The sequence below is a fragment of the Thauera sp. WH-2 genome, assembly GCF_048321015.1.
Lineage (GTDB): Bacteria > Pseudomonadota > Gammaproteobacteria > Burkholderiales > Rhodocyclaceae > Thauera.
Genome location: NZ_JBLWFG010000004.1, coordinates 209,807 through 229,287, shown reverse-complemented (window position 1 = coordinate 229,287; position 19,481 = coordinate 209,807). Strand labels below are relative to the sequence as shown.

The 19,481-nt window shown below is 67.7% G+C and carries 13 protein-coding genes and 1 riboswitch; of the genes, 9 read left to right on the top strand and 4 right to left on the bottom strand.

The features are described from left to right. Positions 1 to 87 precede the first annotated feature (87 nt). Complete coding sequence (locus ACNKW1_RS09195) at positions 88 to 753, top strand: OmpA family protein (RefSeq protein ID WP_418364282.1); 666 nt, start codon at positions 88 to 90, stop codon at positions 751 to 753. A 138-nt stretch (positions 754 to 891) separates the two neighbouring features. Here the strand turns inward: ACNKW1_RS09195 and ACNKW1_RS09190 are convergent, their stop codons facing one another. The 3 genes from ACNKW1_RS09190 to thiD all read right to left on the bottom strand — a co-directional run bounded on the left by ACNKW1_RS09190 (position 892) and on the right by thiD (position 7,245). Next, entirely contained in the window at positions 892 to 4,194 is a 3,303-nt protein-coding gene (locus ACNKW1_RS09190) for an SNF2-related protein (RefSeq protein WP_418364281.1), read from the bottom strand. 143 nt (positions 4,195 to 4,337) lie between these two features. Further along, entirely contained in the window at positions 4,338 to 6,269 is a 1,932-nt protein-coding gene (gene thiC, locus ACNKW1_RS09185; RefSeq protein WP_418364280.1) for a phosphomethylpyrimidine synthase ThiC, read from the bottom strand. Positions 6,270 to 6,351: 82 nt separating this feature from the next. Beyond that, positions 6,352 to 7,245 (bottom strand): bifunctional hydroxymethylpyrimidine kinase/phosphomethylpyrimidine kinase, encoded by an 894-nt coding sequence (gene thiD, locus ACNKW1_RS09180; RefSeq protein ID WP_418364279.1) that lies wholly within the window; start codon positions 7,243 to 7,245, stop codon positions 6,352 to 6,354. Next, a riboswitch (TPP riboswitch) is annotated at positions 7,239 to 7,334 on the bottom strand. Its footprint overlaps the gene before it by 7 nt. Positions 7,335 to 7,400: 66 nt before the next feature. Here thiD and ACNKW1_RS09175 point away from each other — a divergent pair. From ACNKW1_RS09175 to ACNKW1_RS09150, 6 genes are all read left to right on the top strand, one after another. Next, positions 7,401 to 9,218 (top strand): surface-adhesin E family protein, encoded by a 1,818-nt coding sequence (locus tag ACNKW1_RS09175; RefSeq protein WP_418364278.1) that lies wholly within the window; start codon positions 7,401 to 7,403, stop codon positions 9,216 to 9,218. A 192-nt stretch (positions 9,219 to 9,410) separates the two neighbouring features. Continuing rightward, complete coding sequence (locus ACNKW1_RS09170) at positions 9,411 to 10,418, top strand: efflux RND transporter periplasmic adaptor subunit (protein WP_418364277.1); 1,008 nt, start codon at positions 9,411 to 9,413, stop codon at positions 10,416 to 10,418. Continuing rightward, on the top strand, positions 10,415 to 13,639 hold the full coding sequence (locus ACNKW1_RS09165; RefSeq protein ID WP_418364276.1) for an efflux RND transporter permease subunit: 3,225 nt from the start codon (positions 10,415 to 10,417) through the stop codon (positions 13,637 to 13,639). Before ACNKW1_RS09170 ends, ACNKW1_RS09165 begins: the two co-directional genes overlap by 4 nt. Positions 13,640 to 13,704: 65 nt before the next feature. Beyond that, positions 13,705 to 14,358: a protein-L-isoaspartate O-methyltransferase family protein gene (locus tag ACNKW1_RS09160; RefSeq protein WP_418364275.1), complete on the top strand. Its 654-nt coding sequence runs from the start codon at positions 13,705 to 13,707 to the stop codon at positions 14,356 to 14,358. A 7-nt stretch (positions 14,359 to 14,365) separates the two neighbouring features. Further along, positions 14,366 to 14,689, top strand: coding sequence for a rhodanese-like domain-containing protein (locus ACNKW1_RS09155; RefSeq protein ID WP_418364274.1), 324 nt, complete (start codon positions 14,366 to 14,368; stop codon positions 14,687 to 14,689). Positions 14,690 to 14,722: 33 nt separating this feature from the next. Beyond that, positions 14,723 to 16,027, top strand: a complete 1,305-nt coding sequence (locus ACNKW1_RS09150) for a TolC family outer membrane protein (protein WP_418364273.1) — start codon at positions 14,723 to 14,725, stop codon at positions 16,025 to 16,027. A 20-nt stretch (positions 16,028 to 16,047) separates the two neighbouring features. Here ACNKW1_RS09150 and waaA read toward each other — a convergent pair whose 3' ends face one another. Next, the gene (gene waaA, locus ACNKW1_RS09145; protein ID WP_418364272.1) at positions 16,048 to 17,319 is read right to left on the bottom strand and encodes a lipid IV(A) 3-deoxy-D-manno-octulosonic acid transferase; all 1,272 of its coding nucleotides are present in this window, start codon (positions 17,317 to 17,319) and stop codon (positions 16,048 to 16,050) included. A gap of 214 nt (positions 17,320 to 17,533) precedes the next feature. Between waaA and ACNKW1_RS09140 the strand changes: the two genes are divergently transcribed. Beyond that, complete coding sequence (locus tag ACNKW1_RS09140) at positions 17,534 to 18,541, top strand: NAD-dependent epimerase (RefSeq protein WP_418364271.1); 1,008 nt, start codon at positions 17,534 to 17,536, stop codon at positions 18,539 to 18,541. Positions 18,542 to 18,616: 75 nt separating this feature from the next. Then, the gene (locus tag ACNKW1_RS09135; protein ID WP_418364270.1) at positions 18,617 to 19,414 is read left to right on the top strand and encodes a symmetrical bis(5'-nucleosyl)-tetraphosphatase; all 798 of its coding nucleotides are present in this window, start codon (positions 18,617 to 18,619) and stop codon (positions 19,412 to 19,414) included. The last annotated feature ends 67 nt before the right edge of the window (positions 19,415 to 19,481 follow it).

Sequence of the window (19,481 nt, the reverse complement as noted above, 5' to 3'; positions counted from 1 at the left end):
TCATGTTCTGTTGCATTCGGATGGGCTAGAGTGAAAGCGCGAAGCGGCCATAATTCGTATTCCCGCAGCTCAACGGAGGCAAACAACATGAAAAAAGTCATCATCACCTTTTCCGCAATCACGCTCGCCATGGGCGGGCTGTCGGGTTGCGCGAACATGACGGAAACCCAGCGTGACGCCAGCGTTGGCGCAGGCATCGGGGCGGTGACGGGTGCGATCATCGGACGTGCCACTGCGGGTGGCAACAAGAGCAAGAGCACGGCGACCGGCGCAGCCGTTGGCGCGGCGATCGGGGCCGCGGGCGGCTACCTGTGGTCGCAGAACATGCAGAAGCAGCGTGCCGAGATGGAGCAGGCCACCGCGGGTACCGGTATCGGCATCAGCCAGACGGCCGACAACCAGCTCAAGGTGGATATCCCCTCGGATGTCTCTTTCGACGTGGGCCGGTATGACATCAAGCCGAACATGCGTCCGGTGCTCGACCGCCTGGCCGCTACGTTGAATCAGCACCCCGTGACCACGGTGTCCATCATCGGTCACACCGACAGCACCGGCTCCGACGCCATCAACAACCCGCTTTCGGTGAATCGTGCCGCGGCGACCCGTGACTATCTGGTCATGCGCGGCGTTTCGGCGCAGCGCATCGCGGTCGATGGCCGGGGCTCCTACCAGCCCGTGGCCGACAATGCGACCGCAGCAGGGCGGGCGATGAACCGCCGCGTGGAGATCTTCATCGCAGAACCGGCGCGCTAAGCGTTCGGGACGCGACGAGCCCGGCCTGGGTCCGCCCGGCCGGGTTTTTTGCGCCTGTGGCAGCGACTCCTTGGGAATGAGCCGCGAGGTCGGGCTGTCCGCGAGCCCGCCCGTCATGATCGGACAGCACGCGCCCTGTCAGCGGGCCGGGGCTGGCAGCGGCGCAAGCAGGGCGGCGATATCCGACTCGCCGAACTTTGCCAGCGCATTCGCATCCTCCGAGAGCACGCCCTCGGCCAGCGCGGCCTTCTTCTCCTGCAGGGCGAGGATCTTCTCCTCGATGCTGCCCGCGCACACCAGCTTGAACACGAACACCGGTTTGTCCTGTCCGATGCGATGGGCGCGGTCGGTGGCCTGGTTTTCCGCCGCCGGATTCCACCACGGATCGTAGTGGATCACGGTGTCGGCGGCGGTCAGGTTGAGTCCCACGCCGCCCGCCTTTAGGCTGATCAGGAACACCGGCACGCGGCCCTTCTGGAAGTCTTCGACCGGAATGCGGCGGTCGCGGGTGTCCCCGGTCAGTGCGACCCAGCCGATCTTCGCCTTGTCGAGCTCGGTGGCGATCAGGCTCAGCATGGTGGTGAACTGCGAGAACACCAGAATGCGTCGGCCCTCGTCGATCAGTTCGGGCAGCATGTCCATCAGCAGGTCGAGCTTGGCCCGCTCCTTGACGCGTGCGGCGGCGGGGGACTTGAGGAGGCGCGGGTCGCAGCACACCTGGCGCAACTTCAGTAGCGCATCGAGGATCACGATCTGGCTGCGCGCAAAGCCCTTGCCCGTAATCTCGGCGCGCACCTTCTCGTCCATGGCTGCGCGTACCGTCTCGTACAGGTCGCGCTGGCCGCCCTCCAGGCCCACGCTGCGCACGATGATGGTCTTGGGCGGAAGCTCCGTGGCGACGTCTTCCTTGCGCCGGCGCAGGATGAACGGGCGCAGGCGGGCGGCGAGCAGGTCGCGGCGCACGGTGTCGCCGTGCTTTTCGATCGGCGTGCGCCAGGTCTGGGTGAACTGCTTGTGCGTGCCGAGGAAACCCGGCAGCAGGAAGTCGAACTGCGCCCACAGTTCGCCGAGGTGATTCTCCAGCGGCGTGCCGGTGAGGCCCAGGCGATGGCGGGCCTTGAGCTGGCGGATGACTTGCGCGCCCTTGCTGGCGGCGTTCTTCACCGTTTGTGCCTCGTCGAGGATCAGCAGGCTCCACTCGCGCGCCTGCAACTGCTCGGCGTCGCGCCACAGCAGCGGGTAGGTGGTGAGCGCGATGTCGATCTTCTCGCTGTCCTTGCCGTCCGCGTCCAGTTCGTCGAAGCGTGCGTGGCGGTCGGCGCCGTGCAGGTTCAGCACGTTCAGCTCTGGGGCGAAGCGCTCGGCTTCGGCCTGCCAGTTGAACACCAGCGAGGTCGGCAGGATCACCAGTGCGGGTGCGTCGAGTCGGCCGGCGTGCTTCTCGGTGAGCAGGTGGGCGAGCGTCTGTGCGGTCTTGCCCAGGCCCATGTCGTCGGCAAGGATGCCGGCGAGGTCGTGGCGCACCAGGTGCTGCAGCCAAGCCAGGCCCTCGAGCTGGTAGGGGCGCAGTTCGGCGCGGAAGCCTTTCGGCGGATTCACCGCCTCGATGCCCGCGGCGTCGCGCAGGCGGCTGGTGAGCCTGGAAACCAGATCGTGGCCGCGGCCGGGCAGGTCGAGGTCGGCCAGGCGTGTGGCATCGAGCTTCGAGAGCCGCCAGTCGTGGTCTGGCCGGTCGAAGAGGTCGACCAGCGCGCGCACCAGCGGCTTTACCCGCCCGGCGCGGATGCGCAGGCGGCCGAGCGTCTCGTCCTCGAGGATCAGCGCCTCGTGGTCGTCGATGTCGTCCAGCCTGCCTGAGAGCCAGCGTGGGTCGTGGGCGAACAGGCCGGCGAGCAGCGGTGCAAGCGGCAGGGATTTGCCGTCCACCTCGATGCCGGGCGACAGGCCCAGCCAGCCGTCCTCGTGCTCGTCGATGTCGAGCATCAGTGCGTCGATGTCGATGGCGTTGTGGCGGAAGTCGGCTGGGAACGCGATCTCCCAGCCTTCTGCGCGCAGCGTCGGCACGGCGCCGGCCATGAAGGTCGACCATTCCGCCTCGCTTGCCAGGCCGAGTGCATCGGCCGGCAGGGGGCCGAAGCTGGCCTGCACCGCGCCGGGCGGAATGCGGGTGAAACCGGCCGCCGCAAGCCGCTGTGCGGCGGTGCGCTCGGCGGCCTCGTCGCGAGTGAGGCGGGCGCTGCGGCCGTCGGGCAAGGGGTGGAAGAGGCGGGCGTCGCCTGCTTCCACCGTCAACGGTCCGTAGCGGAAGGCGAGCAGCGCGAGATCGAGCACATAGGTACCGTAGGCGGCGTAGCTGCGATAGCGCACCTGGAGCACCGGGCGCGATTCCAGGCGCAGCACCGGCACCGGCACACCGCCGAGCTCGATTGGCGGCTCGCCGCGCAGGGTCGGTACGGGCAGGGCAGGGGCCACGTCGGCAAGCGTTTCGGCAACCAGCTCGGATTCAGCCTGGGTCAGCGGCGGCAGCCACAGCATGCGCTGCACCAGTTCGGCAGGCACTTCGAGCGTGACCGGGCCGGCGCTTGCCGTGGCGACGTCCACGTACCAGAGTGGCAGCAGCGGCAGGACGTGGTCGGCAGCGGGCTCGATCTTGAGCGTTGGGGCGCGCAGGCCGTCGGCGGTGAGCGTCCAGTCGGGTGTGCCCGGGCGCGGCTCGCCCGCGCTCAGTACCGGGCCAGCGAGGCGGTCGTAGTGTGCGCGACCGCTGGCGAGCAAGGCCGCCATCAGCTCGGCGCTGTGCTTGCCGTCCAGCATCACACCTTCATTGAGCATCGGGCGGCCGCGCGGACGGTGTGCCCACAGCAGGCGCAGAACCTCATGGTCGTCCTCCGCGACGAAGGCGGGCGGAGCCTGCAGCGCGCGCTCGATGTTGCTCCAGCGCTCGTGCTGGCGGATCTGTCCCTGCTGGTCGAGGCGCACCTTGTAGCAGAGGACGCGGTAGTCGCTGCTGTAGGCATCGGGCTCGATGACGTAGTGCAGCGCGTGTAGCGTCTTGTTCGTCCTGGTCGTGTCCGTGCCTCCGGGGCCCAGCGCGCGGGCCGCCTGGCGAAAGCCTTCGACCCAGGCCCGCACCTGCTCCCGCGGGCGCTCGGGGCGGCCGCGCTGGTGCAGCCACACCAGCATCATTGCCGCCACGTGCTTGCAGTCGTAGCCCATCGGACAGGTGCATGTGCTGGTGAGCGCGGGGCGCCCGTCTTCCTCGAGGACGTTCGCATACACGTTGTAAGGCGTGCGCTGCCGGCCCTTCACCAGCGCCGACACCTCGCCGCCCTCGGCCGAAAGCGCACTCACCCGGCTCAGGTAGCCCAGCCCCTTGGCCACGGTTTCCATGCCGAGCTGGGCGATCAGATCATCCTGGGTGAAACGGTCGAGCGGGGTCATCGGCGAAGGGCAGGCCCGAGGCGGGCGCGAGCGGAAAACCCGTCAGTTTACACGCCGGATGCAGATGCTGGCGCTTGATGCACGGCAAAACCCGACGGGCCGCATGTTGCGGGCCGTCGATGCTCAAACGGCGGCGAGCGGCATCACACGTTGCGATACACCTCGGCCCCGCTCTTCACGAACTCGATCGACTTCTCCTCCATGCCCTTCTTGAGCGCCTCGGCCTCGTCGATGCCCTGCTGGGCGGCGAAGTCGCGCACGTCCTGGGTGATCTTCATCGAGCAGAAGTGCGGGCCGCACATCGAGCAGAAGTGCGCCACCTTGGCCGAGTCCTTGGGCAGGGTCTCGTCGTGGAACTCCTTCGCCTTGTCGGGGTCGAGGCCGAGGTTGAACTGGTCCTCCCAGCGGAACTCGAAGCGCGCCTTGCTCAAGGCGTTGTCGCGGATCTGCGCGCCCGGGTGGCCCTTGGCGAGATCGGCGGCATGCGCAGCCAGCTTGTAGGTGATGATGCCTTCCTTGACGTCCTGCTTGTTGGGCAGGCCGAGGTGCTCCTTGGGCGTCACGTAGCACAGCATCGCGGTGCCGTACCAGCCGATGGTGGCCGCGCCGATGCCGCTGGTGATGTGGTCGTAGCCCGGGGCGATGTCGGTGGTGAGCGGGCCCAGGGTGTAGAAGGGCGCTTCCTTGCACCACTCGAGCTGCAGATCCATGTTCTCCTTGATGAGCTGCAGCGGCACGTGGCCGGGGCCCTCGATCATGACCTGCACGTCGTGGCGCCAGGCGAGCTCGGTGAGCTCGCCCAGGGTCTTGAGCTCGCCCAGCTGCGCCTCGTCGTTGGCATCGTAGATCGAGCCCGGGCGCAGGCCGTCGCCGAGGCTGAAGGCCACGTCGTAGGCCTTCATGATCTCGCAGATGTCCTCGAAGTGGGTGTAGAGGAAACTCTCCTTGTGATGCGCCAGGCACCACTTGGCCATGATCGAGCCGCCGCGCGACACGATGCCGGTCATGCGGTTGGCGGTCAGCGGCACGTAGCGCAGCAGCACGCCGGCGTGGATGGTGAAGTAGTCCACGCCCTGCTCGGCCTGCTCGATCAGGGTGTCGCGGAAGATCTCCCAGGTGAGGTCTTCGGCCTTGCCGTTGACCTTCTCCAGGGCCTGGTAGATCGGCACCGTGCCGATCGGCACCGGGCTGTTGCGGATGATCCACTCGCGGGTCTCGTGGATGTTCTTGCCGGTGGAGAGATCCATCACCGTGTCGCCGCCCCAGCGGATCGACCAGGTCATCTTGTCGACCTCTTCGGCGATGCTCGAGGTGACCGCCGAGTTGCCGATGTTGGCGTTGATCTTGGTGAGGAAGTTGCGGCCGATGATCATCGGCTCGGACTCGGGGTGGTTGATGTTGTTCGGGATGATGGCGCGCCCGCGGGCGATCTCGTCGCGCACGAACTCGGGGGTGATCGTCGCCGGCAGGCTGGCGCCGAAGTTCTGGCCCGGGTGCTGGCGCAGCATCATTTCGGCCATCTTCTGGCCCTTGAGGCCGCCGCTGGCACGCAGCGAGGCGATGTACTGCTCGCGGTTGAGGTTCTCGCGGATGGCGACGTATTCCATCTCGGGGGTGATGATGCCGCGGCGGGCGTAGTGCATCTGCGTGACATTGCCACTGAGATTGGCCCCCGCCTTGGCGCGGCGCGGCTTGCGATGCAGGCCGGGGAAGCGCAACTCGTCCAGGCTCTTGTCGGCGGCGCGCTGGCGGCCGAATTCGGACGAAAGATCGGGCAGCAGCTCGGTGTCGGCACGCTCCTCGATCCACTGCTGGCGCAGCGCGGGCAGGCCGGAGCGGATGTCGATCTTCGCGGCCGGGTCGGAGTAGGGGCCCGAACAGTCATAGACGAAGATCGGCGGGTTCTGCTCGGCGCCGAAGGAGGCCGGGGTGTCGGCCTGCGAGATCTCGCGCATCGGCACGCGGATGTCGGGGCGCGAGCCCTCGACGTAGATCTTGCGCGAGTTGGGCAGCGGGGCGATCGCGGCCTCGTCGACATGGGCCTTGGCGGCGATGAATTTCTCGTTGGCGTTCATGCGGTCTCCTGGGGAGGGGGGAGCGTTGGTTATGTGCTGCATGGGATGCATGCCGGCGGGCAGGCGCCGGTGGTGGATGCGCTCACCGCTTCCACAGTGCGTGGAAGTGATGCACCGGTCCATGGCCGCTGCCGACCGCCAGCTCGCCCGCATGCGCGATCGCACCGAGCAACCATTGGCGTGCATGGCGCACCGCGGCTTCGACGGGACGGAACTGGCCCTCGGCCTGCGGCAGCAGTGCAGCGATCGCCGAGCTGAGCGTGCAGCCGGTGCCGTGCGTGTTCTTGGTGTCGATGCGCTGCGCCGGCAGCTCGACCATACGGTCGCCGTCGAAGAGCAGGTCGACCAGCTCGTTGCCGGGCAGGTGGCCGCCCTTCAGCAGCACCCAGCGCTCGGAGGACAGCGGCAGCAGCTCGCGCAGGCGCTCGGCGGCGCGGTACATCTCCTTGACCGTGTCGGGCGCGCGCTGCTCGAGCAGCACGCCGGCCTCGGGCAGGTTGGGGGTGATCAGGAAGGCCTGCGGGAAGAGCGCCTCGCGCAGCGCCGAGATTGCGCTCTTCGCCAGCAGGCTGTCGCCGCTCTTGGCCACCATGACGGGGTCGAGCACCACGCGGGCGGCCTTCCAGTGCGCGAGGCGGTCGGCCACCGTGGCGGTGACCTCCGCACTGCCGAGCATGCCGATCTTGGTGGCGTGGATTGCGACGTCGACGAACAGGGTGTCGATCTGCAGGCGCAGGAAATCGGTGGGCGGTACATGCACGCCGGTGACCGCCTGCGTGTTCTGCGCCGTGAGCGCGGCAACCACGCCGCAGCCGTAGGCGCCGAGCGCGGAGAAGGTCTTGAGGTCGGCGAATACGCCAGCGCCGCCACTTGGATCAACCCCGGCGATGGAGACGACGTTGGGGATGTGCGATCGGACGGCGGAAGAAGCGGGCGACGCGCTGCCGGTGGCAGCGGATGTGGCGGACGAGCTCATGAATTACGTTTCCCTACGCCGGTGCGAGCCGGATCAGGTTCCAAGGGTGTTTCTCAGCCCGTGCGCGGCGGGCACCCCTAACGAGAGCTGGGACGATACTGGATGCTCCCGGGCGTGGCAAGGTGCTCAAGATTTTGTGGAAAAGGTCGATTAGCATGATGAACATTCCGCATCCGCCTACGACGATGAGACCTTTCCGCTCGATCCTTGCCGCATTGCTGCTCGCCCAGGCTGCCGGAGCCGTGCAGGCTGCCGACTGGCAACTCGTGCTGAGCGACCGCAATCGCCGCGTCGAGATCGACCGTGGCAGCATCCTGACCTCGGATGGGGGCACGAAGATTTCCTGGGGACGGGTGGTGCTGACCACCGAAGAGGCGCGCGCGTCGGGGTACGCGATGATCAAGGCCCTGAACCGCTACGACTGTCGCAAGCGCAGCTTCACCACCATCAAGCGCGTGTATGTCGATGCCTTCGACAACATCGTGCGCGAGGAGTCGGTTGCGGACCAGATTTTCCTGGAGGTCGCGCGCGGTTCGGTCGATGAGCGGATGTGGCGCGAGGTTTGCGAGCCGCCCTCCGCAGCCGACCTGCAGAAGCTCGCCAGCGAGGCTGCAAGCGCCGCTGCCGCCCGGCAGGACGGGTCCGCCACGGCCGTGGCGCCTGTGGCAAAGCCTGCAGCGCCCGCGCAAGCGAAGCCGCCGGTCGCGGAAGGGGCGGGCGCTGCGGGGCGCGAGCGTGCAGGCAGCATCGCAGCGGCGCCCGAGACCCCGCCGGCCGCCTTGAAAACCGCAGCCGTGCCGACGGACCGGGGCGAGGTGGTGCCTGCCTTCGAAACCCATGTGGAGATTCCTGCCAAGTTCCTGCCCGGGGGGCAGGGCGCCGCTGCCGACAGTGCTCCGCGCACATCCATCCTCCCCCCGATCCCCACGCTCGCAGCCAAAGCGGAACGGCCACCCGAGCCTCCGGCCACGCAGGCGGTCCGCCCCCAGCCGCAGGTGGCCACTCCTTCGAAGGAATCGGGTCCGGTGACGGCGGTTTCAGTGGTCTCGCCGGCCGAAACCCGCAAGCCGCCCGCGCCGCCCCCGGCAGGTGCCCCTTCTGCGCCTGCGCGCAAGGCCGTGGCTGTGTCCCGTCAGGGTAGTCCGGCGCTCAGCGCGCGTGCGCGCGACGTGGCCCTGGCGGCGCCGCGCTCGCCGGCGGTGCGTCGAGATGCAGCGGCCGTCCCGGCAGAGCAGGATGCGATCGCCGACCTGCTCGCGCGGCAGGCCATCCGTCTTAGCGCGGTGGGCGAAGGCCAGCCGGGTTGGAGCTATGCAGGCGAGACCGGGCCCGAGCACTGGGGGCGCTTGCGGCCCGAGTGGCGCGTCTGCGAAGAGGGCAGGCGGCAGTCGCCGATCGACCTGCGTGACGGGCTTGCGGTGGATCTGGAGCCGGTCAGGTTCCACTACCATCGCAGCGGGTTCCGCATCCGCGACACCGGAAACCTGCTGCAGGTGGATGTTGGCAACGGCATGGGCGTGATCGTGCGTGGCGTGCGCTATGAGCTTGAGCGCTTCACGCTGCATCGCCCCTCGCAGGACCGGGTCGGTGGCATGGCGCACGACATGGCGGCCTATCTCGAGCATCGCAGCGCCGACGGGCGGCAGATGATCCTCTCGGTGCTGCTGTCCGCTGGGGGGGAGGAGCACCCCCTGTTTCGCACCTTGTGGGCCAACCTGCCGCTGGACCGCGGGCGTGCGTTCACGCCCGAGGCGGTGATCGACCTGGCGACGATGGTGCCGCAGGACCCCGGGCACTTCCTCTACACGGGCTCGTTGCCCACGCCGCCGTGCACGGAGGACGTGCTGTGGGTGGTAATGAAGACGCCGGTGCGGATCTCTGACGCCCAGCTCGACGTTTTTGCGCGACTCTATCCGCGCAACGGCCGTCCGATCCAGCCGGATAACGGCCGCCTCGTGCTCGAGTCGCGCTGAACGGGCCTTTGCGGCGTTACACTAACGCCGCTTCGTCGCGCAGGCCGGCCGCGGTGCCCATGCGGCATGCCTGCCTTGCATAGAGATCGATCCCCGATGCGCTCCCGTCTTGCCCCGATTTTTCTGGGCGGCTGCTGCTTGCTTGCCGCCTGCTCTGCGCCCGCACCCGAAACGCCGCCGCTCCGCGCCGTCATGGTGCGCACCGTAGACGGCGCCGCGGCGCCGCAGGCTATCCAGCACTATGCAGGCGAGGTGCGTGCGCGCATCGAGGTCGACGTCGGCTTCCGGATCGGTGGCAAGCTCGTCGAGCGCAGGGTCGATGTGGGGTCGGAGGTGGCAGCAGGTGCGACGCTTGCGCTGCTCGATCCCGAGGATGCGCGCCTTGCGGCCGATGCCGCGGGCGCTGCGGCGATGGCTGCGGAGGCGGATCTGGCGCTGGCGTGGGCCGAATACGCGCGGGCGCAGGAGTTGGCTGCGCGCAAGTTCGTTTCGCCCGCGGCGCTGGATGCGCGCCGCACGGCGCTGCAGGCCGCCGAGGCGCGCTTGCGGCAGTTGCGGGCGCAGGCCGAGGGCGCGGCCAACCAGGCTGGCTATACCCGCCTGGAGGCCCCCGCGGCCGGGGTGATCACGGCCGTACTGGCCGAGCCGGGGCAGGTGGTGGGCGCGGGGCAGCCGGTGTTCCGTCTCGCCCGCCCGGAAGCGCGTGAGGTGCTCATCCATGTGCCAGAGGGGCGCGCCGGCGCGTTGCGCCAGGGCATGCCCGCGGTGGTGCGGGCCTGGGCGGCTCCCGAGCGCGAGTATGCGGCACAGGTGCGCGAGATCGCGCCGGCGGCCGATGCCTCAACCCGGACCTTTGCGGTGCGCGTGGCGCTGGCTGAGGCCGATGCAGGCTTGCCGCTGGGGGCTACGGCAGGGGTGCGGTTTGCCATGCCCGAGGCGGGCGATGCGTTGCTGCTGCCGCTGGCAGCGCTCACCCGGCTGGACGATGCTGCGGCCACCGTATGGCTGGTTGATACCGACGGCAGGCTGGCGCCGCATGCGGTCGAGGTTGCGGCCTGGCGCGAGGATGGCGCCCTGGTTCGCGGCGGCTTGCCGTCACGGGCGAGGGTGGTGGTGGCCGGCGTGCATACCCTGGTCGAGGGCGAGCAGGTGCGCGCAGTGGAAGAGGGCGCGCCCGTGCTGCTGGACGTTGCACGATGAGCCTGCCCGAGCCCAGCCCGATCGGGAGCGGGCGCTTCAATCTCTCCGAGTGGGGGCTCAAGCACCGCGCTCTGGTGCTGTATTTCCTCATCGTGTCGACCCTGCTCGGGCTGTTTTCCTATGCCCGCCTGGGCCAGTCCGAGGACCCTCCGTTCACCTTCAAGGTGATGGTGATCCGCGCCGAGTGGCCCGGGGCGAGTGCGCTCGAAATGGCCGAGCAGGTCACCGACAGGATCGAGAAGAAGCTGCAGGAAATCGCACAGGCCGACGTCATCCGCAGCTACTCCAAGCCGGGCGAGACGATGGTGTTCTTCATCGTCAAGGACGCGACCCTTTCGCGCGACGTGCCCGACATCTGGTACCAGGTGCGCAAGAAGATCGGCGACATTGCCGGCACTTTCCCAGCAGGCGTGCGCGGGCCCTTCTTCAACGACGAGTTCGGTGATACCTATGGCAACCTCTTCGCGCTGGTCGGAGAGGACGTCAGCCATGCGGAGCTGAAGCGCCACGCCGATGCGATCCGCAGCGAGCTGCTGCGGGTGAAGGACGTTGCCAAGGTGAGCTTCTTCGCCGAGCAGCCGCAGCGCGTGTTCGTCGAGATCTCCAATGCCAAGCTCGCGACCTTCGGCCTGCGCCTGGACGACATCGTGGGCGCGCTTGCCCAGCAGAACGCGGAGACGGGTGCGGGTTTCTTCGAGACGGATGAGGAGCGCGTCTGGCTGCGCCCCTCGGGCCAGTTCGAGGATCTCGACGCGATCCGCGATACGGTGATCCGTGCCGCCGGGCGCAGCTTCCGGCTCGGTGATGTCGCGGAGGTGCGGCGCGGGTACGCCGACCCGCCGGGCGAGCGGCTGCGCTACATGGGGCAGGAGGCGCTCGGTATCGGCGTGTCGATGCGCAGTGGCGGTGACATCGTGGCGCTCGGTCGTCACCTCGACGAGGCGGTGGAGAAGATCGACGCCCAGTTGCCGGCGGGCATCCGGCTCGAACGTGTCGCCGATCAGCCACGCGCGGTCACGCGGGCGGTGAACGAGTTCGTCAAGGTGCTGGCCGAAGCGGTGATCATCGTCATGGCAGTGAGCCTGCTGTCGCTCGGCTTCCGCACCGGGGTGGTGGTGCTGGTGATCATTCCGGTGGTGCTGGCGATCACGTTCATGTTCATGCACCTATTGGACATCGGCCTGCACAAGATCTCCCTCGGCGCGCTGATCATCGCGCTTGGCCTGTTGGTGGACGACGCCATCATCGCGGTCGAGATGATGGCGAGCAAGATGGAGCAGGGCTGGGGCCGGGTGAGGGCGGCGAGCTACGCCTGGACCTCGACCGCGATGCCGATGCTCTCGGGCACACTGGTGACGGCGGCGGGCTTCCTGCCGGTGGCGCTGGCTGCCTCATCGGTGGGCGAGTTCACCCGCTCGATCTTCCAGGTCACGGTGACCGCGCTGCTGGTTTCGTGGATCGCGGCGGTGATCTTCGTGCCCTATCTCGGCTACTACCTGCTCCCCGACTTCAGCAAGCGCGCAGGCAAGCCCTCCTGGCTGGCGCGCCTGGTCGGCAAGTTGTGGCCGGCGATCGGGCGCCGCATGGCGGAGCACGACCTCCATGCCCACGAGCAGCACGACGAGTTTGCGATCTACCACACCGCCTTCTATAACCGCCTGCGCAGGCTGGTCGATGCCTGCGTGCGCCTGCGCTGGGTGGTGATCGTGCTCACGGTGGCGATCTTCGCAGCATCGCTGTTTGCGTTCGGGCGCTTCGTGCCGCAGCAGTTCTTCCCGGATTCGACCCGGCCCGAGCTGCTCGTCGATCTGCGCATGGCCGAGGGCGTCTCGCATCAGGCGACCGAGGCGGCGGTGCTGCGGCTGGAGGCCTTCCTGAGCGAGCAGGACGGTATCGAGAACTACGTGTCCTGGGTTGGCAGCGGCAGCCCGCGCTTCTACCTGCCGCTGGACCAGCAGTTGCCGCAGACCAGTTTCGCGCAGGTCGTCATCCTGACCGCCGGGCTGGCCGAGCGGGAGGCGTTGCGCGAGAAGCTGATCCGCCTGTTCCAGGATGAGCCCTGGCCCTTGCGCGGCATTGTCAACCGGCTCGAGAACGGGCCGCCGGTCGGCTTCCCGGTGCAGTACCGGGTGAGCGGGCCGGATCTTGGCGAGCTGCGCCGTCAGGCGCACGCCGTGGCCGAGGCGATGCGCGGCAATCCTCACCTGTCCAACGTGCATCTGGACTGGGAAGAGCCGTCCAAGGTGGTGCGCCTGGCCATTGATCAGGACAAGGCCCGCCTGCTCGGGGTGAGCACCCAGGACATTTCGAACCTGCTCGCAACCTCGCTGCAGGGCATGACCGTGACCCAGTTCCGCGAGGGCACCGAGACCATCGGCGTGGTGTTGCGCGGGGCGGAATCCGAGCGCGTTCACCTGTCCCAGCTGTCCGATCTGGCCTTGCCGGTGGCGGGCGGACGCAGTGTGCCGCTGGCGCAGATCGCGCGTCTGGAACACGACTTCGAGCCGGGCGTGATCTGGCGCCGCAACCGCATCCCCACCGTCACCGTGCGCGCCTCGCTCTACGGCGGCACGCAGCCTGCCGTCGTGGTGGGACAGCTGGCCGGGCAGATGCAGGGCATCCGCGACGCCTTGCCACTCGGTTACCGGCTTGATGTCGGCGGCTCTGTGGAGGAGAGCGCCAAGGGCACCACATCGGTCGGCGCCGGCATGCCAATCTTCGTGCTCGTCGTGCTCACGGTGCTGATGCTGCAGCTGCAGAGCTTCTCGCTCACCTTCATGGTCGTGCTGACGGCGCCGCTGGGCCTGATCGGCGTGACGGCCTTCCTGCTCGCGTTCAACAAGCCCTTCGGGTTCGTCGCCATGCTCGGCTCCATCGCTCTGTCGGGCATGATCATGCGCAACTCGGTGATCCTGGTGGATCAGATCCGTCAGGACATCGAGGCGGGGCGCACGCGTTGGGACGCGATCGTGGAGTCTACGGTGCGGCGTTTCCGCCCCATCATGCTCACCGCCGCCGCCGCCATCTTCGCCATGGTGCCGCTGTCGCGCAGCACCTTCTTCGGTCCGATGGCGGTGGCGATCATGGGCGGCCTGACGGTGGCCACCGTGCTCACCATCCTTTTCCTGCCGGCGTTGTACGCCGCGTGGTTCCGGGTAAAGCCTTCGCATGTCGAGCGCGGTGGCAGCGCGGATGGGGCTGCGGCTTCTGCGCTAGAATGACGCGGTTTGCCTGTACGGGTAACGCTAACAATTAGCGTGTGCTAATATTCTGCCGGGAGTCCCTGATGAATTTCGAGAAAGCGCGCTTCAACATGGTCGAGCAACAGATCCGCCCCTGGGAGGTGCTGGATCAGGACGTGCTCGACCTCCTGATGACGGTCAAGCGCGAGGAGTTCGTGCCTGCCGAACATCGCGAACTGGCCTTCGCCGACGTCGAGATTCCGATCGGCTGCGGGCAGGTGATGCTGAAGCCGGTGATCGAAGGCAAGGTGCTGCAGGCCCTGCGTCCGGCGAAGTCGGATTCCGTGCTCGAGATCGGCTCGGGTTCGGGCTATTTCGCCGCGCTGCTGGCCGCGCGTGCCGAGTGGGTGCGCAGCATCGAGATCGAGCCGGAGCTGGTCAAGCAGGCCAGCGCCAACCTCGAGCGCAGCGGTGTGGGCAACGTCGTGGTCATGCAGGGGGACGGCATCCATGGCTTCGCCGAGCGTGCGCCTTATGACGTGATTGCCGTTTCGGGTGGACTGTCCTCGGTGCCGCAGGCGCTGCTCGAGCAGCTCAAGGTCGGTGGCCGCCTGTTTGCATTTGTGGGGGAGGCGCCGGTGATGAAGGCCCGCCTGATCACTTGCGAGGCCGAAGGCCGCTTCCGCACCGAGGACATCTTCGAGACCGTGGTGCCGGTGCTGCGTAACGCCCCGGCGCGCGACCCGTTCAGCTTCTGAGCGACGCATGAAGCAGATCACTCCGCGCAAGCTTGCCGAACGACTGCAGGATGAAAGCCGGCCTGCACCCTTGCTGCTCGACGTGCGAGAAGCCTGGGAACTGCAGATCTGTCAGATCCCGGGGTCGGTGGCGATGCCGATGGGCAGCGTGCCGGCGCGCTACCTGGAGCTCGATCGCGAGCGCGAGACGGTGGTGATCTGCCATCACGGCGGGCGCAGCTGGCAGGTGTGCATGTTCCTCGAGCGCCAGGGCTTCTCCAATCTGGCCAATCTGTCTGGCGGCGTCGCCGGCTGGGCCAACGAGGTCGATCTGAACATGCCGCAATATTGACTGCGGCGCAGCACAACAGCGGAGCGGAGCACGATGAAGCGAATCCTGGCAGTTCTTGTCGCAGGCCTGTTTGCAGGGGGCACCGCGGCTGCGGACCTCATGCAGGTGTATCGGGACGCGGTTGCCAACGATGCGAAGTTCTCCGCAGCACGCGCGCAGTACGAGGCCGGGCAGGAGAAGGTGGTGCAGGGGCGTGCCGGTCTGCTGCCGCAGATCGGGATGTCGGCCAATACGACCCATAACGACTCCGAAATCACCCCCGCGACCGGCCCTGGACGGGACTACACCTACAATACCAACGGCTACGGTGTGCAACTCACCCAGCCCCTGTTCCGCTGGCAGAACTGGGTGCAGTACAAGCAGGGCGAACTGCAGACTGCGCTCGCGGAGACGCAGTTCGGTATCGCTCGCCAGGATCTCGTGCTGCGGGTCGCAGAAGCCTATTTCAACGTGCTCAATGCACAGGATGCGTTGGCCGCGGTGACGCAGTTGCGTACCGCCGCCGCCGAGCAGCTCGAACTGGCGAAGACCAGCTTCGAGGTTGGTACGGTCACCATTACCGACGTGCATGAGGGGCAGTCGCGCTTCGATCTCGCCTCGGCGCAGGAGATCGCCGCGCAGAACCAGCTCGAGGTCGCGCGCCAGAGCCTGGCGCAGATCATCGGCAGCCAGCCCGAGCCGCTCGCCGGCCTGCGCGAGGGCGTGGCGCTGCAGCGTCCGCAACCCGAGAACATCGCCGACTGGGTCGCAGCGGCGGAGTCCGGCAGTTTTGGTGTGCAGGCCCAGCAACTCGCGCGCGAGATTGCTGCGCGAGAGGTCGAGCGTGCGCGTGCCGGCCACTTGCCGACGGTGGATATCGTCGCCAGCCATGGCGTCAACAATCGTCCGCAGCCGGGCACCGACCGCTCCGAGGCGACTTCGATCGGGCTGCAGCTGAATGTGCCACTCTATGCGGGCGGGCGGGTTTCCTCGGTGTCGCGCGAGGCCGCGTCGCTGCGCATGAAGGCCGATGCCGATCTCGAGGATGCCCGTCGCACGGCTGCACTGCAGGCCCGCCAGTCCTGGCTGGGCGTGACCAGCGGCATGGCGCAGGTCAAGGCGCTCGAGGCGGCGCGGGTTTCGTCCATGTCGGCGCTCGACGCCAACAAGCTTGGCTACGAGGTCGGCGTGCGCATCAACATCGACGTGCTCAACGCGCAGACCCAGCTTGCCGACACCTTGCAGCAGCTTTCGCGTGCGCGCTACGACACCCTGCTCGCACAGCTTCGCCTGAAGGCGGCAGCGGGTACGCTGGGCGAAGAGGACGTGCAGGCGATCAACGCCCTGCTCGCTCCCTGATCCGGGCCGCTCTGGCCCTGTCACGGCAGGGTGCTGGCCTGCAGACTCTCCAGAATGGCAATCGTGCGCGCCGTCGCGCCTTGGTGCGTGGTGGCGAATGCCCGTCCGGCGGCCGCCATCGTCTCCCGCCGTGGCATATCCCCGAGCAGTGCCGCGGCCTGACGCATGCCTTCGTCTGCGTCCGAGGCGCGCAGCGCGGCACCGCTGCGCACGGCATCTTCGGCAACGGCCTGGAAGTTGAAGGTGTGCGGGCCGATTACCACCGGGGTGCCGGTCGCGCACGCCTCGATCAGGTTCTGACCGCCGAAGGGCAGCCAGCTGCCGCCGATCAGCGCGACGTCGGCAGCGGCATAGTAGGCGAACATCTCTCCCATCGAGTCTCCGAGCAGCACCCGTGTGCCTGCTGCGACGGCACCTTCTGCGCTGCGCCGCTGCAGCGCGACTCCACGGGCCGCGACCAGCGCCGCCACCTCGTCGAAGCGTTGCGGATGACGTGGCACCAGCAGTAGCAGCGCGTTGGCCGGCGCGTGCCGGAGGAAGGCCTCCAGCATGGGTGCTTCCTCGCCCTCGCGCGTGCTGGCGGCGAGCACGACCGGCCGTGTACCTGCGCGGGCGCGCAGGCGGTGCCCGCGTTCGAGCAGCGCATCGGGCGGGGTGATGTCGAACTTGATGTTGCCGGTGATGGTGACCTGTCGTGCGCCCAGCTGGCTCAGCCGGGCGGCGTCGGCCGCGGTCTGCGCGCCGACCGCGGCCAGCGCCTTCAGCGTCAGGCCGGTCAGAGCGGGGAGACGGGCATAGCGGCGGGCCGAGCGCTCGGACAGCCGGGCGTTCGCGAGCATCACCGGAATGCGGCGGCGCTGACAGGCTGCGAGCAGGTTGGGCCACAACTCGGTTTCCATGATCACGCCGAAGTTTGGACGGAAGTGGCGCAGGAAGGCATGCGCAAGAAAGCCGATGTCGTAGGGCAGGTAGGCGCACAGCACGCGCCGCTCGTCCCCGAATAGGCTGCGGCCGGTGTCGCGGCCGGTCGGTGTCATGTGGGTGAGCAGGATGCTGTGCTCAGGCCAGCGTGCGAGCAGCGCGCGCACGAGGGGTTCCGCGGCACGGGTTTCACCGACCGACACAGCATGCACCCAGATCACCTGGGCCGGTGCGCGCATTTGGTAGCATGCGAAGCGTTCGCCCAGATTGCGCAGGTAATCCGGCTGTCGCCGCGCACGCCATGCCAGGCGCAGCAGCACGAAGGGCAGGGCGAGCAACCACAGCAGGGTATAGGGCAGGCGCTTGAGCATCGGATCGGGAGAGGGCGCGACGCGCGCCAGTATACGCAAGCTGCGCAGTGGGCGCCCTGAACACGAAAGCGCCGCCTGTCCGAGATTTCATCTCCGGTTGGCAAGGCAGCGGCGCCGTTCAGGGCCCGGACGACTGCAATCTCGCTGCAATACGCTCACAGGATGCGTGCATGCGATAATCCCCGCCAACTTTCCCGTTGCGACGCCCATTCTCATGAAGATCCTCGTCACCGGTGCCGCCGGTTTCATCGGCATGCACACCACCCTGCGCCTTCTTGCCCGCGGCGATGAGGTCGTGGGACTCGACAATCTGAACGACTACTACGACCCCACGCTCAAGGAGGCGCGCCTGGCGAAGCTGCGGCCCCATGCCAGCTTCCGCTTCGTCAAGATGGATGTGGCTGACCGCCCCGGCATGGAAAAGCTCTTTGCCGAGGAGCGCTTCGATCGCGTGATTCATCTCGCGGCGCAGGCGGGGGTGCGCTATTCGCTGCAAAACCCGCACGCCTATGTGGACAGCAATCTGGTCGGCTTCATGAACATCCTGGAAGGGTGCCGGCATTCACGGGTGCAGCACCTGGTCTACGCGTCGAGCTCCAGCGTCTACGGCGGCAACACGAAGATGCCCTTCTCCGAACGCGACAGCGTCGACCATCCGGTCAGCATCTACGCAGCCACCAAGAAGGCCAACGAGCTGATGGCGCACACCTACAGTCATCTGTACGGCCTGCCCACCACCGGGCTGCGCTTCTTCACCGTGTATGGGCCCTGGGGTCGGCCGGACATGGCGCTTTTCCTGTTCACCAAGGCGATGCTCGAAGGCCGCCCGATCGACGTCTTCAACCACGGCCGCATGAGGCGCGACTTCACCTATGTGGACGACATCGTCGAGGGCGTCCTGCGCACGCTGGATCATGTTGCCGAGCCGGACCCGGCCTTCGACCCGATGCAGCCCGATCCTGGCACCGGCAGCGCGCCTTATCGCGTGTTCAACATCGGCAACCATGATCCGGTCGACCTGATGGAGTTCATCGCGGCGATCGAGGAGGCGTTGGGGGTGACGGCGGAGAAGAACTTCCTGCCCCTGCAGGACGGAGATGTGCCCGCGACCTACGCCGACACCGCCGCGCTCAACGCCTGGACCGGCTTCGCGCCGGCGACCAGCGTGCGCGAGGGGGTGGGGCGGTTCGTGGCTTGGTACCGCGAGTACTATCGGGTCTGATCTGGGCGTGGGGGAGCCCCCCCACACATCGGAACTCGATCCGCAGCTGGCCCCGGGCCGCTGCGACAGGAAAAGATGGCAACCTACGCAATCGGAGACATCCAGGGCTGCTACGCGCCACTCGAGCGCATGCTCGACCGGATCGCGTTCGATCCCGCCGTAGACCGGCTGTGGATCGTGGGCGACCTCGTCAACCGTGGGCCGGATTCGTTGCGCGTGCTGCGCCTGCTGCGCGATCTCGGCGATGCCGCAAGCATTGTGCTCGGCAATCACGACCTCTATCTGCTGATGGTCGATGCGGGCCTGAAGCGCAGCCTCGGCGATGACACCCTGTACCAAGTGCTCGAAGCGCCCGACCGTGAGGAACTCATCGACTGGCTTTCCTGCCTGCCGTTGCTGCGTGTGCAAGGCGAGTACGTGCTGGTGCACGCCGGTCTGTTGCCGGGGTGGACGGTGACGCGTGCCGAAGCCCTGGCAGGCGAGGTGTCGGCGGCGCTTGCGGGGAAGAGGGCAAAGGAATTTCTCCTCAATCTCGCGGGAAACCAGCCCGAGCGCTGGTCGGACGGCTTGCGCGGTTGGGATCGCCTGCGGGTGATCGTCAATGCGATGACGCGGCTGCGCTTCTGCTCTGCAGAGGGGCGCATGGATTTGCGTGCGAAGGGGGCGCCGCAGAAGGCGCCGCCAGGCATGATGCCGTGGTTCCGCGTGCCCGGGCGGGCAAGCCTGACACACACCATCGTGTGCGGCCATTGGTCGGCGCTCGGCTTTTATCGCGAGCCGGGTCTGATTGCGCTCGACTCGGGCTGTGTGTGGGGTGGCAAACTCACTGCCCTGCGCATCGAGGACGGCGCCGTGTTCCAGGTGCCTGGCTGATCCGGAAGCGCTGAGAAGCTAATTGGCGCGGGTTTGAAGGCGCCCCAAGGCGATTTGAAGGCGCTCG

Excerpts from the sequence above, each read along its gene's own strand:
- ACNKW1_RS09195 (WP_418364282.1), top strand. The coding sequence starts at position 88 with ATGAAAAAAGTCATCATCACCTTTTCCGCAATCACGCTCGCCATGGGC.
- ACNKW1_RS09190 (WP_418364281.1), bottom strand. The coding sequence starts at position 4,194 with ATGACCCCGCTCGACCGTTTCACCCAGGATGATCTGATCGCCCAGCTC.
- thiC (WP_418364280.1), bottom strand. The coding sequence starts at position 6,269 with ATGAACGCCAACGAGAAATTCATCGCCGCCAAGGCCCATGTCGACGAG.
- thiD (WP_418364279.1), bottom strand. The coding sequence starts at position 7,245 with ATGAGCTCGTCCGCCACATCCGCTGCCACCGGCAGCGCGTCGCCCGCT.
- ACNKW1_RS09175 (WP_418364278.1), top strand. The coding sequence starts at position 7,401 with ATGATGAACATTCCGCATCCGCCTACGACGATGAGACCTTTCCGCTCG.
- ACNKW1_RS09170 (WP_418364277.1), top strand. The coding sequence starts at position 9,411 with ATGGTGCGCACCGTAGACGGCGCCGCGGCGCCGCAGGCTATCCAGCAC.
- ACNKW1_RS09165 (WP_418364276.1), top strand. The coding sequence starts at position 10,415 with ATGAGCCTGCCCGAGCCCAGCCCGATCGGGAGCGGGCGCTTCAATCTC.
- ACNKW1_RS09160 (WP_418364275.1), top strand. The coding sequence starts at position 13,705 with ATGAATTTCGAGAAAGCGCGCTTCAACATGGTCGAGCAACAGATCCGC.
- ACNKW1_RS09155 (WP_418364274.1), top strand. The coding sequence starts at position 14,366 with ATGAAGCAGATCACTCCGCGCAAGCTTGCCGAACGACTGCAGGATGAA.
- ACNKW1_RS09150 (WP_418364273.1), top strand. The coding sequence starts at position 14,723 with ATGAAGCGAATCCTGGCAGTTCTTGTCGCAGGCCTGTTTGCAGGGGGC.
- waaA (WP_418364272.1), bottom strand. The coding sequence starts at position 17,319 with ATGCTCAAGCGCCTGCCCTATACCCTGCTGTGGTTGCTCGCCCTGCCC.
- ACNKW1_RS09140 (WP_418364271.1), top strand. The coding sequence starts at position 17,534 with ATGAAGATCCTCGTCACCGGTGCCGCCGGTTTCATCGGCATGCACACC.
- ACNKW1_RS09135 (WP_418364270.1), top strand. The coding sequence starts at position 18,617 with ATGGCAACCTACGCAATCGGAGACATCCAGGGCTGCTACGCGCCACTC.